Annotated in this window: 13 protein-coding genes; all 13 read left to right on the forward strand. The window is 55.7% G+C overall.

Translation table 11 applies throughout. The features are described from left to right. Window positions 1-351 precede the first annotated feature (351 nt). The 13 genes from fliF to Asbog_RS11485 all read left to right on the forward strand — a co-directional run bounded on the left by fliF (window position 352) and on the right by Asbog_RS11485 (window position 15,621). Complete coding sequence (gene fliF, locus Asbog_RS11420) at window positions 352-2,016, forward strand: flagellar basal-body MS-ring/collar protein FliF (protein WP_062165230.1); 1,665 nt, start codon at window positions 352-354, stop codon at window positions 2,014-2,016. Then, on the forward strand, window positions 2,013-3,062 hold the full coding sequence (locus Asbog_RS11425; protein ID WP_231944570.1) for a flagellar motor switch protein FliG: 1,050 nt from the start codon (window positions 2,013-2,015) through the stop codon (window positions 3,060-3,062). Before fliF ends, Asbog_RS11425 begins: the two co-directional genes overlap by 4 nt. Continuing rightward, window positions 3,062-3,805, forward strand: a complete 744-nt coding sequence (locus Asbog_RS11430) for a FliH/SctL family protein (protein WP_062165232.1) — start codon at window positions 3,062-3,064, stop codon at window positions 3,803-3,805. The genes Asbog_RS11425 and Asbog_RS11430 overlap by 1 nt, the downstream gene beginning before the upstream one ends. Next, window positions 3,806-4,159 carry a flagellar motor switch protein FliN gene (gene fliN, locus Asbog_RS11435; protein WP_370458661.1) on the forward strand — a complete coding sequence of 118 codons (354 nt, stop codon included), beginning with the start codon at window positions 3,806-3,808 and terminating at the stop codon, window positions 4,157-4,159. 393 nt (window positions 4,160-4,552) lie between these two features. After that, on the forward strand, window positions 4,553-5,392 hold the full coding sequence (fliP, locus tag Asbog_RS11445; RefSeq protein WP_083510856.1) for a flagellar type III secretion system pore protein FliP: 840 nt from the start codon (window positions 4,553-4,555) through the stop codon (window positions 5,390-5,392). A gap of 502 nt (window positions 5,393-5,894) precedes the next feature. Continuing rightward, window positions 5,895-8,078, forward strand: a complete 2,184-nt coding sequence (locus Asbog_RS11450; RefSeq protein ID WP_062165233.1) for a methyl-accepting chemotaxis protein — start codon at window positions 5,895-5,897, stop codon at window positions 8,076-8,078. A 587-nt stretch (window positions 8,079-8,665) separates the two neighbouring features. Next, window positions 8,666-10,225, forward strand: coding sequence for a methyl-accepting chemotaxis protein (locus Asbog_RS11455; RefSeq protein ID WP_062165234.1), 1,560 nt, complete (start codon window positions 8,666-8,668; stop codon window positions 10,223-10,225). Next, complete coding sequence (locus Asbog_RS11460) at window positions 10,225-10,509, forward strand: STAS domain-containing protein (protein ID WP_062165235.1); 285 nt, start codon at window positions 10,225-10,227, stop codon at window positions 10,507-10,509. Before Asbog_RS11455 ends, Asbog_RS11460 begins: the two co-directional genes overlap by 1 nt. A 2-nt stretch (window positions 10,510-10,511) precedes the next feature. Continuing rightward, the gene (locus Asbog_RS11465) at window positions 10,512-10,895 is read left to right on the forward strand and encodes a response regulator (RefSeq protein WP_035444293.1); all 384 of its coding nucleotides are present in this window, start codon (window positions 10,512-10,514) and stop codon (window positions 10,893-10,895) included. 27 nt (window positions 10,896-10,922) lie between these two features. Further along, window positions 10,923-13,232 (forward strand): chemotaxis protein CheA, encoded by a 2,310-nt coding sequence (locus tag Asbog_RS11470; RefSeq protein ID WP_231944571.1) that lies wholly within the window; start codon window positions 10,923-10,925, stop codon window positions 13,230-13,232. A 39-nt stretch (window positions 13,233-13,271) separates the two neighbouring features. Beyond that, window positions 13,272-13,742 carry a chemotaxis protein CheW gene (locus tag Asbog_RS11475; protein ID WP_023980062.1) on the forward strand — a complete coding sequence of 157 codons (471 nt, stop codon included), beginning with the start codon at window positions 13,272-13,274 and terminating at the stop codon, window positions 13,740-13,742. Beyond that, window positions 13,739-14,578: a CheR family methyltransferase gene (locus tag Asbog_RS11480; RefSeq protein ID WP_062165237.1), complete on the forward strand. Its 840-nt coding sequence runs from the start codon at window positions 13,739-13,741 to the stop codon at window positions 14,576-14,578. The genes Asbog_RS11475 and Asbog_RS11480 overlap by 4 nt, the downstream gene beginning before the upstream one ends. 14 nt (window positions 14,579-14,592) lie before the next feature. Further along, window positions 14,593-15,621, forward strand: coding sequence for a protein-glutamate methylesterase/protein-glutamine glutaminase (locus tag Asbog_RS11485; protein WP_269447770.1), 1,029 nt, complete (start codon window positions 14,593-14,595; stop codon window positions 15,619-15,621). The last annotated feature ends 68 nt before the right edge of the window (window positions 15,622-15,689 follow it).

Here is a 15,689-nt window from a genome sequence, read left to right on the forward strand (position 1 = left end):
CACAGCCATATTGCACCCAAAGCTGGAACGGCGTGGACTGCTGGAGCAGACCTGACCTCATGCCAAATGTCGCTCGTCAGGTGGCACAGGGCCCCACGGGCCTGACGCAGGATCAGAACGCGAACCGCCTCAATCTGCCGCTCAAGGAAACACCGCCAACGAATGCCTACATCCCATGATGAGTATGCTTCCACGCGGACGGGGAGCATTCGGGCTGAAAAAATTGACGCCTTACAATACGCTAAAATATTTGACGCATTATAAAAAATATACCTCAGGAAACACACGGGAGATTGGAGGCCGACCATGAATAAAATAGCAAAAACCGATCGCGTCTGACGACAATTATTCATGAAAAATCTCCTTACATCCATAAAGGGGCTGGGTCGTAACCAGCTGATTGCCCTAGGAGCCGCAGGGGCTCTGCTGCTCGGACTTCTGGGGTATCTCGCGCTTGGTGGCTCTGGGCAGCCCAACGCACTGGTGTACGGCAATCTGGACCTCAACGAGGCAGCCCGGATGGTCGAAGACCTGTCAAAGGCCCATATTCCGAGTTCGACCTCACCGGATGGAACGAGCCTTTACGTATCCAGCGACCAAGTTGCAAAAGCTCGCCTCCTTCTCGCCAAGGATGGCCTTCCCAATGGTGGAAGCGTTGGTTACGAGCTGTTCGACAAGAGCGCGACCCTGACGAGTACCCAATTTGAGCAAAACATCAACGAAACCCGCGCCCTAGAAGGCGAACTCGAGCGCTCGATCCGGCTCCTTCAGGGAATACGCAATGTGCGGGTGCATCTCGTATTGCCTCATCGTGACCTGTTTTCGGTGCAGACAAACCCGTCTCAAGCAAGCGTCGTTATCGATATCGGCCACGGAGGACGCATCGCACCTGATGGTATACAGGCGATTCAGAACCTTGTTGCCGCCGCAGTGCCGGGGTTGAGGCCGCAATCCATCTCGATCGTCGATACACGCGGCGATGTTCTGGCAAAACCGGGAGAGCCGAACAGCGAGGACGGTCAGGAGAGCGCATTCGAGAAGTTCCGTCATGCCGAGGAGACAAGGCTGTCTCAGTCTGTTGAGGAGATGCTCATCCCTACGCTGGGCACGGCGCATGTCAGGGCTCGGGCCGCAGTCGTCATCAACAATGACGAAGTGCACGAAACAGAAGAAAGCTTCGATCCGAACCAGCAGGTACTGCGGTCGCAACAAACCAGTACAGACAAAAGCGTCAACACTGAGTCGACCCCCAACACATCTGTCGCGAACAATCTGCCGAACGCAAATGCCGGGCAAACCGACAAAAACGGATCGAGTGATACGCGTGACGAAGAAACCAATAATTATGAAATTGGCAAGCGCGTCCGGGTCGTCAACCAAACTCACCCACGCGTGGCACGAATCAGCATAGCGGTCATGGTTGATGGTTCCTACACGAGGGATAAGAGCGGAACAGAAGTGTGGAAGCCTCTCGATGCAGCCGCAATCGACCGCATCACCACACTTGTGAAAACCTCAGTCGGTTATGACAAGGCCCGTGGAGATCAGGTCGAGGTCGTATCAATGCGATTTATGCCGGATGGAGGTGTCGAACCCCTCCCGGCTGCGCCAGGCTTCTTCTCGCGCGCTAACCTGATATATCTGGCAGAATGGATTATACCGATCCTCCTCGCTCTGGGTGCAGGGTTCTTCGCGCTCCGGCCACTCCTCCGCCGCAAAACGACGACACACCCTGCCCTGTCGCGATCTGGCCCCACCCATCTGGAAGCGCTTGGTGGCTCCGGTTCCTATAGGGAGGGAGAGCCCAATCACGCGGCTCTCGGACAAGGTTCGTCTAACAGCCTGGCTCTTCGCACTGATACCGATACCGTGTCGATAGATGGAATTGAGGGGAGAGCGCGTGCAGGAACGATTTCGAAGGTCGCTGACCGTATCGATCAAAACCCTGAAAGCAGCCTGAGCATTATCCGAAACTGGCTCGAGGCACCCGAGCCACGTCCGGGAGCTTCATCATGAATAACGCCAGCCCCCCCGATATGCCTCCCGCAGCTCCCATAGCGCCGGAATTTCTACTCTCCGGCAAACAGAAGGCAGCAATTCTTTTCATGGCAATCGGTCGTGACCGAAGCGCCGCACTCATGCAGTCCCTGCACGAGGATGAAATACGTGACATCTCGATCGCCATGGCGGGACTGGGCGTCGTCAAGGCCGCCATGGTCGAATCAGTGTGTCGGGAGTTCGTCGAGAATTTCGAATTGGCCGATGGTCTCGTCGGGACTTTTGAGACAACCGAAGCTTTCCTGCGCCGCTCACTCAGTGCCGAGCAGGTCGAAAAGATCATGGACGAGATCCGTGGTCCCGCTGGCCGCAATATGTGGGACAAACTGGCAAATGTGCAGGAGTCAATTCTCGCCAACTACCTGAAGAGCGAGTATCCGCAAACGGCTGCGGTTATCGTGAGTCGTTTGCAGCCCGCGCATGCAGCACGTGTCCTCGCCTTGCTGCCTGAGGATTATGCGACAGATGTGATGATGCGTATCCTGCATATGGAAACGGTGCAGCGCGAAGTGATTGAGAGTGTCGAGGCGACCCTGCGATCCGAATTCATCTCATCCCTCGGACGGTCATCCAAGCGGGACAGTTATGAACTCCTCGCCGAGGTATTCAATAATTTCGATCGCAAGACGGAGGGGCGCCTTACAGAGCTCATGGATCGTCAGAGCCATGAGGATATGGAGAAGGTCAAATCGTTGATGTTTACCTTTGAGGACATCGCGCGTCTCTCACAGGAATCCCTCATGCGAGTTGTGACCGAGGTGGATCGGGATCGCCTCCCGGTTGCCCTGAAGGGAGCGACGGACAGCGAACGCAAACTCTTCCTCCAGTGCATGTCAAAACGGGCAGGCAATATCCTCTTGGAAGAAATTGCATCGCTAGGCCCCGTACGTGTCAAGGACGTGGAAGCTGCACAGGCAGAAATCGTAACGACCATCAAGAATCTCGTGAACGCAGGGGAAATCGATATAAGCGATAACTCCGCAAGCGACGAATTCATCTCCTGATGCGAGACTTCGTTCCTTTTTCGCTCAAGTCCAGACGAGAGGACCACGCGAGTAACGCTGACACCGCCACCCTGCCGCTCGCCCGCCACCTCGTTGATTTTGATGCCAAGCCAATGCCCCCGGCACCGCCTCCCGCCACCGATCAATCAGATTCGGCTCCGGCAGACGGGCAAGCGAAGCCTTTGGTGTCCTTGGCTCAGGACGAGATTGATGCGTTGCAGCGTGCCGCTTACGACGCTGGTTTTGCAGCAGGCGCGGCTTCGGAGCAGGCCAGAGCCGAAGCCATCCTATCTTCTACACTGGCGGACATGATCCGTCAGAACGAAGATGTATGCGCCCGCCACTTCGGCCTGGCGCAAAAGGCGGGGGAAATTTTTGCCGAGGCGTTGGTCGACATCGTCAGCGCTCTGACCCGCCTCCCCCCGGAGCAATTAAATGGTATCCATCGCGATCTTTTGCAGGATGCAATCGATCTGATTTTGGGATCCGAAACAGTGGTTGAGGTGACTTGCACCGCAGATGACGAAGTCCGCCTCAGAAGCGCGATTAGCCAGCCTGACAAAATAAGGTTTGAGCCTTGTGCTGTTCCCGGGGATTCACGTATCAGAATCAGCACTGAGACCAACACGATCGTCCTCGACCCGGAAGAATGGCGCAGGAAGGCAATTGAGAAGGTGCTGACCTCACTCAACTCTTTGCAGCGTTCACCAACTGCCTCACCCAAGACGACAAACGGACCGTAAATGATGAATGCAGATAACGGAATGATGGGGCTCGAGGATTTTGCCTCAGAGCCTCTCGATTCTTCAGGTTCCACAACCGAGACAGCAGCTGCCGGCAGCTCCACCGCGCCTCGGACCGAAGCCGTCTACGATATCCCGGTCAAGATTACCGCGGTGATCGGCACTGCCACCATGCCGGTCAGCCAGCTCCTTAGGTTGGGGCGTGGCGCTGTGGTCGAGTTAAACAAGAAACTGGGCGAAGCTGTCGATATCTATGCCAATAACCGTCTCATTGCGCGTGGCGAGCTGGTTGTCGTTGATGACAACAACATAGGCGTGACAATGACTGAAATTCTGTCGTCTTCGTCCTCCTGAGTATGAACACCATGCTTGCTCAGGGCCAATGTAACGCATGCAACGGGCAGCACGGATGAGCCTCCTGTCATGGGTGAGCTATGGTGCATCGTTTGCACTGGTAATATCGCTCATATTCCTGTTGCGATTTGTTGTGCGCTATCTCGAACCCCGCCTGGGCAGACGGAATACAACCAGAAGTTTACAGATTGTGGAAACACTGCCTCTTGATCCGAAAAGGCGACTGATCGTCTTTTCCTGTCGAGGGCGTGAAGGCCTTCTACTCACCGGGCTAAATGGAGATTCGTTCATCGGCTGGCTTGAGGGCGATTGCGGCCCGAACGACGGTCTCGTCCAGGCTAATCCTGAACCTGCCTCGGGTTTCAGCCAGTATCTCTCCGTCGAGCGTAGCTCATGAATAATTTTGTGATTCATTCAACCGGGGCGATAAAATCCCGCGTAGTGAGCTCATGCAATACCAAAGCTACGACCTCTGGCAAGAGTCGAACCATCGGCCATTGTTTCACGCTTGTTGTCCTCACAGCCGTTCTGCTTTGTGCCCCTTGCATCGCGCACGCGCAGTCTCTTTCCATCGATCTTGGCGGTAGTGGCGGCAGCCCTGGGACAACGAGCCGCCTGATCCAGCTTACTGCCCTCATCACCCTGCTGTCTCTGGCACCGAGCCTTCTTGTAATGGTGACTGCTTTCACGCGTATCGTGATCGTCCTGTCGCTGCTTCGGGGTGCAATCGGCGCGCAAGGTACCCCACCGAACACAATCATCATCGGCCTCTCGCTATTTCTTACGTTTTTCGTGATGCAGCCTACTTTTGAACGATCCTGGTCACAGGGGATCGCACCGATGATCAATGGGAGCATGTCGGAGATAGACGGCCTCAAGGCTGCAGCAGAGCCATTCCGCGGCTTCATGGTTGCGCATGCCCGGCCTGGCGATCTCGCAACTTTCTATCATCTGGCCAATCTCACACCTGCCAAAACCGCTGCGGAAACCCCATGGCGGGTCCTGATGCCTGCTTTCATGATTGGTGAGTTGAGCAGAGGCTTCGAAATGGGCTTCCTTCTCTATCTGCCTTTCCTGATCATCGATATCGTCACATCAAGCGTGCTGATGAGTCTCGGCATGATGATGCTGCCCCCTGCAACAATCTCGCTGCCATTCAAGCTCATCTTCTTTGTCATGATTGATGGGTGGCAGATGGTAGCGGGCGGCCTGGTACGCAGCTTCGGCTCCTGACAGGCGCGTTTCAACAATGACGCCATCAGCCAGCTATTCCCGCTTTAAACCGAAGCTTAGTCCAACCATTCACGCCTCAAGGGTTGAGACGCAAATGCCGTCGCATGCCTCAACCATGGAAGCCTTGACCGCACCCCTGCGCGCACCCCGATAAAGCTTAAAGGTACGGATTCCATTCGTTACGATCTGTCGTCGGCCACGGCAATGAGTACAGAACGCTGCTGCGCGGAATTCTTCTCACGCTGTTACCTGTTTACCAATCTGAACAAAAATCTCGTCCAGAATGAAACATAACGGTGACGGAATATATTGACGTATAACATCCGGCATGAATGATTAACCTGAATCTAACGTTGCGGGAGCGGGCTTGCCCGCAAACGCGCCTCATGCCCCAGCGCCCACCTTCACGCCCGTCGGGAGTCTCCGCTCTAGCAAATTTTGTCGATAAATCTTTTCACCCATCCTTCCAGCCTCATGCCTCCAAAAACGGAAAGCAGTGCCCGTGCGCAGAAAATCTCTTCATCATCCTGCCTTCAATCTCGCCAGCAAAATCGTTCTGGCCTGCGGCATTTGCTTCATAGCAATCCAGATCGTCGCCGTATCCATATCCGGGTTCATGATGAAGAAAGAGGTAGAGAAAAAGATCTACTCGCAAGCAATCCAGAAAAGTCAGATATTGGGCCAGAAGATCGCCCGATCAATAGCTGAGCAGAGCCTGGTTGTACGAGGCATTCAAAGCGCCATCGAAAGCGGCCATCAGACGGGCGTCTTGAACAAGCAGTTCATTGTTGACCTTCTGGTTGAAGACATGCGGCGTTTTCCAGCGATTTTCGGCATGGATTTCAAGGAGATCCCGCATGGTTTCGATGGGACGCAGCTTCCGGGCGGTCCAGGAACAAACCCGGAGGGAATATTCTTCCCTTATGTCGTGCGTGACGGTCATGGAAATATTGCCGTGCGAACCCCTTCCGCCCACTATAGCGATTTTTACAAGGCCATAATCAGAACAGGCAACCCGGACGGCCTTGAACCCTATATCGACCACGATTCCGGTGTTCCCATGGTCTCCCCGACCTTCCCTATCACGTTCAATGGCAAAAGAATCGCCGTCGTAGGGGCGGATATCCCCTTGGACTGGCTTGTCCCTATGCTCAAGGAAGTCCAGATCGCGCCGGGCACCAAGATCTCGCTTCTGTCCAGCCAAGGCTTCTGGGTCGTAAGCCCTACACCTGCCCAGATCATGCAGCACTTCCATGATGACGCCTCCAGAGCTTTCAGCAAGGCCCTCTCTGCGCACGATGTCACCATCATCCCCGGGTTTGACGGTGGGAGTGCAGACCGTATCCTGGTTCCTATCACGGTGGATGGTTTCGGCACTTACTGGACCCTTGTGGTCGACCTCCCGGGTGAGGCCATCACGACACCGGTCTGGCATACAATTTTCACTCTCGTCATTCCGGGCATCGTGCTGATCGTCATTTCGCTCGTCCTGATGTGGCTCATCTTCCGCAAGCTTCTCAGCAACCCGCTAGGCAGCCTGATTCATGCTGTCTCTGAATTTGAAAACCGCCACTATCGGGCACGTGTCTTCGGAACAGAGCGCCAGGATGAACTCGGTGCAATCGCACGCGGGCTGGACGCATTCCGCTCATCATTGCTGAAGGCGCAGGAAGCCGACTTGCTTCTGGAAGGGGAGCGACGTCGTAACGAAGAAGCGCAGCGGGTGCGGCATGAGCAGGATGAACGCAGGCTGGATGACATCAGAAAGGTCGTTGAGCAGATTGGAGGGGCGCTTTCAGCCCTTTCGAACGGCGATCTCGCCTCAGAACTGCGTCAGCCTCTTCCCGATGAGTTCGAGATTTTACGAACGGATTTCAACAGGTCGATCAGGGAACTCGCAAATACCATCTCAGGTATCTCGACTGCTGCACAGACCATCCGGGATGGAAGCGAAACCGTCCATGGCGGTGCCGAGAATCTGGCACAACGGACCGAACAGCAGGCGGCAGCTCTGGAGCAGACAACGGCTGCGATCAGTCAGATCGCGCGCAGTGCCTCTCATTCGGAAGAGCTGATCACCAGCGCCCAGTCAATCGGCGAGGAAGCCTGCCATTCTGCCGCAGCTTCAGCCGATATCATGCGCCGCACACGTGACGCCATGTCGCGAATAGAGAACAGCTCGTCCCAGATTGTCGACATCGTCTCGATCATCGAGAACATTGCTTTTCAAACCAATGTCCTTGCTCTGAATGCCAGCATCGAAGCGGCGCGGGCTGGCGACGCCGGTCGCGGTTTTGCCGTCGTGGCTGACGAAGTGAGAACTCTGGCGCAGCGATGCACCGAAGCGGCCAAAAGTGTGAGTGCGCTCGTAGGGAAAACATCAGACGAGATACATATCGGCGCCGAATGTGTGCATGAAACAGAACACGCGCTTGCCACGATTTCCGGTCTTGTCACAACGATGGGTGAAAGACTGACCACCATCGTTCGAAATGCGCGCGAACAGGCGGTAAGCCTGAAGGAGGTCAATTCGGCCATCGGGGTCATGGATCGTACGACACAGCAGAACGCCGGTATCGCAGATGAGGCACGTTCTGCTTCCAGGAGCCTGTCGGATGAAACACACTCCATGCTTCACCTGATCCTGCGTTTTTCGCTCCCGGCAACGAGCGCGGCGACCTATTGAAGGTCACACCCTCCTGCCTTGAGCGCGTCATGTTGGATCGAGGCAGGTGACCTCCTTACATGGTCAAAATATCGTCAGGCGCTTACCGCTCACACCTGGAGTGGACGCCCACAATCAGGTCGTGCCGGGACTACAGGGGGACAAGCGACGACTTCCCATGGCGGCTGGCCTCTGACAGTCGCCCCCCTCAGCCACCGACGGGAGGTCGTCGATCCTCGATCAGGTTTCCTCAGTTCCTGCACTGCACCAGCAACGCTCATTCAGACGACAGCATGAGACATGGGCACTTTCTGATGATGCGGCAGGAGAACGCGAAAAGCGCGGAAAGCCTCTCTCCGGCAGATAGTGCCTGCGACGTAATAACTCCCTGATATCATGACCCACTAGCCGACAATTTTCGGGATCTCATCATCGTACGCGATACGCTTAACTTGTTCTTAATGGCTTCGTGTGAGCGTAAAGTCTCTGATCTTTGCGGCCGAAGGATAAAGACGAGATCGAAAAGACACTTTGCCCGCTACTCATCATAAATGACTATCGAAACAATAATTTCATATAATTTACTTACGATCGCAGAGTAGGAAAAAATGAAAACCTGGCTGTATCGAGAAGCATCATTCCGGTCCAAAATTGGTACGGTCATGCTTTGCTCCGAAATCCTGCTCGCCGCGATCGTGCTCGGCGAAGTCGCTGCTTTTCTCGCCGGGGCCCTGACGTCAGTCGCCTTTTCTTTCCTGCTGCCACTCACACTGATCACAGCGGCAGCTGTTTTTGCAGGATGGCAGATACTCAACCAGATAATCTCGGTGCCGGTGGAGGCAATCCTTAATATGGGGGAGGCCCTCCTCCGTGGAGACACACGCACGCGCACGCGCTACACTGGCTTCAGAGATGATAGCGGCTCCCTTGTGGATCTACTGGAGCGCCTTCACAACCAAACGCATGACGATGCTAACCGGGCGGCCGCCCACAAGCATATGAGCGAAGAGATTGAAGAGCTGAAGCGCACCGCTGCCAACAGGCAGAAAAGCGTCGCGTCAGGGGCGGAGACCCTCGTATCTGCACTGAGAGCCGTTGCGCAGGGCAATCTGGATTGCCGCATTCCGGCCGAGGCGGCTGAGGGGGAATTCGCGCCGATCCGCGAGGCTTTCAACGAAGCGTGCCAAAGCTGGAAACATATCCTGCAAACAATGGCAAAAAGCTCGGAATTCATTACGACCGGGGCTGCAGAGATTTCCACGGCCTCGGACGATCTCGCCAGAAGAACGGAGCGTCAGGCTGAGAATCTTGGCCAAGCGGCTGCCTCGGTACGTACGATCAGCAACGGCATTCAGACAACTGCCGATGTCTGTTCCGATTCAAGCCTCGAGACCAAGAAAACGCTCGACAAGGTCAAGCTCGCAACAGAAATCATGGCGGATGCCAATGCTGCAATGGTCGGCATTCAGAAATCCTCGACAGCAATAAGCGAGATCATTTCCGTCATCGACGGAATTACATTCCAGACCAATGTTCTCGCGCTGAACGCTGGTGTCGAGGCTGCGCGAGCGGGCGACGCAGGACGCGGCTTTGCCGTGGTGGCGCAGGAAGTACGGTCACTTGCAGAGAAATCGGCCAAGTCAGCGAATGAGATCAAACGTCTCATATCTGTTTCCGCAGAGCAGGTCGACAAGGGCGTAACTCTCGTTCAGCGCACGAGTGAATATCTCAGCGATTTCTCCGAGAGCGTTTCGAACATAGCCCAGCGTATTGATGGCCTTACGGTCACAACGCGAGAGCAGGCAGCGCGTCTCGTCGAGGTCACGACGTCGATCAACGAAATGGACCAGGTAACCCAGCAAAACGCAGCCATGGTGGAAGAGGCTACAGCCGCCAGCCATAACCTGAGCGCCGAGACCCGCACTCTTTCAGAAACGCTCGGACGCTTCCACGTGGATACAAACGCGAAGTCGAAAACATCTCCTCCCAAACCGCCAATGGCCAGGCCGCCGGTCGTCAAACCAGCCGTCACAACGAGGACTGCTGTCGTCCCTCCGGTTGTGAAAAATCCGGCCCAGCCCCCTCCCCCCGCACCTGCCAAACAGGCGGCAGTTTCCAGGCCTGCTTTGCAAGTGACGTCTTCTGACCAGGGCTGGGAGGATTTCTGATGTCCGTCATACCTGTGCCCCCGGAGACGATGCCTCATCAGATCATGCTTCCTGCGCGCCTTGACACCAAGGCTGCCGCAGCGCTGCGCGAAGATCTCATTGCGGATGATGGCACTCCCCTGGATGGATCGGAAGTCACTTATCTCGGAGGTCTTTGCCTCCAGATTCTCCTTGCTGGCAAACGCGAGATCATCAACCCATCTGAAAAGATGGCTGAAGCAATGGCACTCTTCGGTGTGCCTTTCCTCCTGCGGGAACCCCGCACAACATCCAGCGAGACCTAGACATGAGCGATTCAAAGACTGTGCGCGTTCTGACGATTGATGATTCCCGAACGATGCAGAGTATGCTCCGGACAGCCCTGGAAGGCGCTGGATACGACGTTATTCAGGGGAATGATGGTGTGGAGGGTATCAGCGTTCTCGAAGCAGCGACCCCCGCGCCGGATGTCATCATTACCGACATCAACATGCCCCGTATGGATGGTTTCGGCGTGATCGAGACGGTGCGCGGGCTTGAACCGTTCCGTCACCTGCCGGTTATCGTTCTCACAACTGAAAGCGACCAGGAAAAGAAGGCTCGTGCCCGAGCCGCCGGCGCAACCGGGTGGATCATAAAACCCTTCAACTCCGAAAGCCTTGTCTCCGCCATACGTCGCGTCACAGAGTAGAGAAGCAGGATCAGCATGAGCTCAGACATGGACGAAATCCTGGAGATTTTCTTTCAGGAATGCGAAGAGCAGCTGCAGGAGCTGGAAACAGGGTTGTCTGCGCTCGATGCAGATCGTGCGGAGGCGGATACAGTCAATGCGGTGTTCCGTGCCGTGCACTCCATCAAAGGCGGTGCCGCTTCGTTCGGCCTTCAGAATCTGGTCCGCTTCGCTCATGTGTATGAGAACTCGCTTGACGGTGTGAGGTCGGACCGGATCGCCCCCACACGCGACGTCATTGCCGTATTCCTCAAAAGCATGGATGTTCTGAGCGACCTCGTCGTCGAGGCCCGCGGAGGCGTGGCAGTCGATGCCGTTCGCATTGACGAGAACCTGGGCGAACTCCAGCGTGTCAATGCCTCCGGGGCCGGCCATACCGAGGCGAGCCAGGCCACAGATGCAGGGGCCGTCGAGGACAGCTTCTGCCCCGTCCCTATGGAATTCGAGCCTGTCGCCTTCAGCTTCGACGACGATTTCAGCGTTGAGGCTGTAGAAAGTGAAATACCGGCCAGATGGTGCGTTTCTTTCCGCCCCCATGATGAGATGTATCACTGCGGTGACGATGCGCGGAATATCCTGACCGCGCTATCGAATCTTGCGAAAAGCAAGAGCGAAACGGCATTGATCACTTGCAAGACAGACTCTTTACCTGATCTCGATGCGATAGATGCTGAAAAATCCTATCTCAGTTGGGAGATCCTGTTGCCTCTTACGGTCGAAGAGGCAGCAATACGCGATGTTTTCGATTGGGTCGTTGACAGCTGCACATTTACGATCAGTCAGGACGACAAAAATTCTATCCCGACGGAGGCGCCCAAGGCGTACCCGGAGGCTGATATAACTCCTGATTCGGATGAGGGTGCGATTGTCAGCGTTGAGGAGCAGCCCGCTCAGCCCTCAGGCGCCGATCTCGCAATCATCCCGCAAGTACATGCGGATGATGAGCAGGCACCCCAGTTACCGGCGGTCGACATCCGTCCTCCAGCAGAGAAAATTCTTGAAGCTCTTGCATCGACTGCGCAAACGCTGAGGGAAGAAGAGCCTTCCACCGCTGCGGTGAGTGGGACACGCAAGACCGAGACAGCATCCATCCGTGTCGATCTTTCGCGCGTGGACGATCTTATGGATCTCGTAGGTGAACTGGTCATCGCCCAAGCTGCGGTGCAATCACTTTGCCAGAAGAGCGCCGTATCCGGCCATCATGAGCTGATACAGAGCATTGAAGGCATGCAAACCCTTACCAGGGACATACAGGATGCCGTGATGTCTGTGCGCGCCCAGCCGGTGCGGAGCGTCTTCCAGCGGATGCAACGCGTCGTGCGCGAGGCTAGCGCCATGACGCGCAAGGCTGTCAATCTCGAGCTGGAGGGAGAGGACACCGAAGTTGATCGCACCCTGATCGAAAAGCTGGCGGCACCGCTCACGCATATGCTGCGAAACGCCGTCGATCACGGCATAGAGTCTATCGAAGATCGCTTGGCCGCGGGCAAACCATCCGAGGGAAATATCACACTCTCCGCCGAGCACCGCTCGGGACGCATTCTGATCACGATCAAGGATGACGGCGCGGGCGTCAATCGCCAGCGTGTATTCGAGACGGCGGTGAAGCGGGGGATCATCCCACACGACGCAACCCTGAGCGAAGACGAGATCAACAACCTTATCTTTACCCCAGGCTTCTCAACGGCCTCAGAAGTCTCGGATCTCTCGGGTCGAGGGGTTGGAATGGACGTGGTCAAGCAGGCTATCATGAGCCTTGGTGGCCGCGTAGTGATCAGCAGTGTGCCAGGCAAAGGGACAACCTTCAGTCTCAGCCTTCCCCTCACCCTTGCCATTCTCGACGGTATGCTTATCAACGCCGCCGAAACAACAATGGTCATCCCGATTTCAGCCGTCTCTGAAGCTATCATCGTTAGTGAAGGCGATGTTTACGCATTGCCAGATGGTACAAGTATCATCTCGAAGCGCGGTGAATGTATCCCGCTTTTGCCACTCGCAGCGACTCTCGGTCTTGCCGCGCCGAGCAAGCAGGAGACGCTCGAAGGCGCTGTCGTGCTTGTGGTCGAAAATGAGTCGGGCAGCCGCGCAGCACTCATTGTTGATGAAATCTGCGGTCAGACGCAGGTCGTCATCAAGAGCATGGAAAAGAACTATCGCCATATTTTCGGTGTGTCGGCCGCAACAATTCTCGGGGATGGAAGCGTTGCGCTCATTCTGGACGTTTCGGCCCTCATCGCAGCAGCACTCAGCCAGACAGACAACAAATCGATGCTCGGATTGTCCGAGCTGGTAGCCTAGATCTTCACAAACATGCTCAGTATCAATCAGGAACCTCCGATGACCGAACAACTGACAACCATTGAAGGGCCCGGTGTCTCGTCGATCAAGATGATCGTTTTTGCAGTCGGTGCACAGGAATACTGCATACCCATCCTTAGCGTACGCGAAATCAGAGGTTTCGAAAAAACCACAACCCTGCCCTTTGCCCCCGCTTACGTATGCGGTGCGATCAACTTGCGCGGCATTATCCTGACCGTTATCGATCTCGCAGCCTACCTAAACATTGCTCCGGAACTGGAGAATGCCCGGCGTGTCGTTGTCATTGTCGAATCAAGAGGCGGTGTGGTTTATGGCCTTCTGGTGGACCGGGTTATCGATCTCGCCGATATCAAATCGACTGATATCCAGCCGACCTCCGATGAGGGGGGATGCTTGCACGGTCTGGTGCTGGTCGATAACCGGATGATTGGAATTCTGAAACTTGATACGGTCGTCAAACAGCTTGTTGGCGAATCCCCCAAAGAATGACCGCCTCCATCACCCTTACTGCCCCTGAATATACAGACACCGATTTTCGACGTCTGCAGGGAATTGCACAAGAGCAAGCTGGTATCTGCCTGCCAGACACCAAGAAGGCGCTCGTCTATGCACGTGTGTCGCGACGCGTGCGCGAAATGCAGATGGGCAGCTTCGAGGCGTATCTGCAGTTTGCCACCAGCCCCGCAGGCACGGTCGAACTCGAAAAGCTGATCTGCGCTCTTACAACGAACGTAACGGGCTTCTTTCGTGAGCGGAATCACTTCGATCATTTGCGCACCGAAGTCATGCCTTCCCTGATTCCCATGCTTCGTCAGGGAAAGAAGATACGTATGTGGTCAGCGGCCTGCTCGACAGGGCAGGAGCCGTGGAGCATCGCCATGACGACGCTCGGAAGCTTCCCGGAAATAGGGTCCTTTGATTTCCGCATTCTGGCGACAGACATCAACAGCGAAGTCGTGGCCCGTGCCGCCGAAGGCATTTACGCTCGCGACGAACTCGAGGGGATTCCGGAACGGGAACGTTCTCTCTATCTTGAGGATCACGGCGGTTCGGCAAGCATGAGCGCCTCGTTGCGCGCCCTTCCAAGCTTCCGCGTCCTTAATCTGAATGCTGGATGGCCTTTCCGCGGCAGCTTTTCAGTCATCTTCTGCCGCAACGTTGTCATCTATTTCGATGATACGACGCGCGAAGCATTGTGGGCTCGTCTTGCCGAACGCCTCGAGCCGGGTGGCTTTCTTTATGTCGGTCATTCGGAACGCGTCGCCAATGCTGCACAGTGCGGATTGATCAATATTGCACCGACCATATACAAAAAGGAGGGCTAGGTTTGTCCCCCCCGGTGAAAGTACTTGTAGTTGACGACTCCCGGACGGCGCGCGCGATGATACGCCATGCTTTTCAGGGGCATCCTGATCTGCTGATCACAGGCGAAGCCTCCAATCCCCTCGAAGCCAAGGATATGATTATTAAGGACCAGCCTGATGTCATCACGCTTGATATCGAAATGCCGAATATCAACGGATTACAGTTCCTGGACAAGATCATGCGGTTGCGACCGATCCCGGTCGTCATGGTCTCGAGCCTGACACAGCGGAATGCCGAACTGGCACTTACTGCCTTGCAGATGGGTGCCTTCGACTGTTTTCCCAAGGCAATGTCATCCGCACCCGGAGTCAACGCCTATGCCGGCCTGCCAGGGATCGTCCGCCAGGCGGCAAAGTCCAAGCCGGAAACACGCGCCAAAGAGACGAAGCTGCCAGCATCGACACCTGAGCGCCTTGTCTGGTCTCAGGATTTTGCCGTTGTCGCCATAGGCTCATCGACCGGAGGCGTCGAGGCGCTTGAGGAGGTCTTGAGCGGGTTCCCTCCTGACAGCCCACCCATTGTCATATGTCAGCATATGCCAGCATTTTTCACAGCAAGTTTCGCTGCCCGTCTCGATAAGAAAATAGAGGCGCTATCGATACGCGAAGCGCAGGATCGCGAAGTCCTGCGAAGGGGCGATGTCCGAATTGCGCCCGGTGGCTCTCATCATGTGACGGTTACCCTCAACGCTCAAACCGTCACAACACGACTGCATACGGGTCCCGCCGTCAACGGACATACTCCATCTGTCGACGTGCTGTTCGACTCGGTTACGGAACAGGTGGGCAAGGCGGCGCTCGGCATCATTCTGACAGGTATGGGGCAGGATGGTGCAGAAGGGTTGCTAGCGATGCGCCGTTCAGGGGCATGGACAATTGCGCAGGACAAAGCGACCTCGGTGGTGTACGGAATGCCCCGCGTCGCTGCTGAAATCGGGGCAGCGGCGCAGATCGTGCCGCTCAATCAGATCAGCCACGCCGCGATGACCGCTCGGGTACGTTAACACCATGATCCGCTTTATTCGCCAATTATCAAAACCTGTCACATTACCTTCTCTCAGCGTGAAGCCCT

The organism is Asaia bogorensis NBRC 16594, from assembly GCF_001547995.1.
GTDB classification, from domain to species: domain Bacteria; phylum Pseudomonadota; class Alphaproteobacteria; order Acetobacterales; family Acetobacteraceae; genus Asaia; species Asaia bogorensis.

What these genes read in the sequence shown, in the direction of transcription:
- Asbog_RS11460 (WP_062165235.1), top strand. Translation starts at nt 10,225, where the DNA reads ATGTCCGTCATACCTGTGCCCCCGGAGACGATGCCTCATCAGATCATG.
- Asbog_RS11470 (WP_231944571.1), top strand. Translation starts at nt 10,923, where the DNA reads ATGGACGAAATCCTGGAGATTTTCTTTCAGGAATGCGAAGAGCAGCTG.
- Asbog_RS11465 (WP_035444293.1), top strand. Translation starts at nt 10,512, where the DNA reads ATGAGCGATTCAAAGACTGTGCGCGTTCTGACGATTGATGATTCCCGA.
- Asbog_RS11475 (WP_023980062.1), top strand. Translation starts at nt 13,272, where the DNA reads ATGACCGAACAACTGACAACCATTGAAGGGCCCGGTGTCTCGTCGATC.
- Asbog_RS11430 (WP_062165232.1), top strand. Translation starts at nt 3,062, where the DNA reads ATGCGAGACTTCGTTCCTTTTTCGCTCAAGTCCAGACGAGAGGACCAC.
- fliN (WP_370458661.1), top strand. Translation starts at nt 3,806, where the DNA reads ATGATGAATGCAGATAACGGAATGATGGGGCTCGAGGATTTTGCCTCA.
- Asbog_RS11455 (WP_062165234.1), top strand. Translation starts at nt 8,666, where the DNA reads ATGAAAACCTGGCTGTATCGAGAAGCATCATTCCGGTCCAAAATTGGT.
- Asbog_RS11425 (WP_231944570.1), top strand. Translation starts at nt 2,013, where the DNA reads ATGAATAACGCCAGCCCCCCCGATATGCCTCCCGCAGCTCCCATAGCG.
- fliF (WP_062165230.1), top strand. Translation starts at nt 352, where the DNA reads ATGAAAAATCTCCTTACATCCATAAAGGGGCTGGGTCGTAACCAGCTG.
- Asbog_RS11480 (WP_062165237.1), top strand. Translation starts at nt 13,739, where the DNA reads ATGACCGCCTCCATCACCCTTACTGCCCCTGAATATACAGACACCGAT.
- fliP (WP_083510856.1), top strand. Translation starts at nt 4,553, where the DNA reads ATGAATAATTTTGTGATTCATTCAACCGGGGCGATAAAATCCCGCGTA.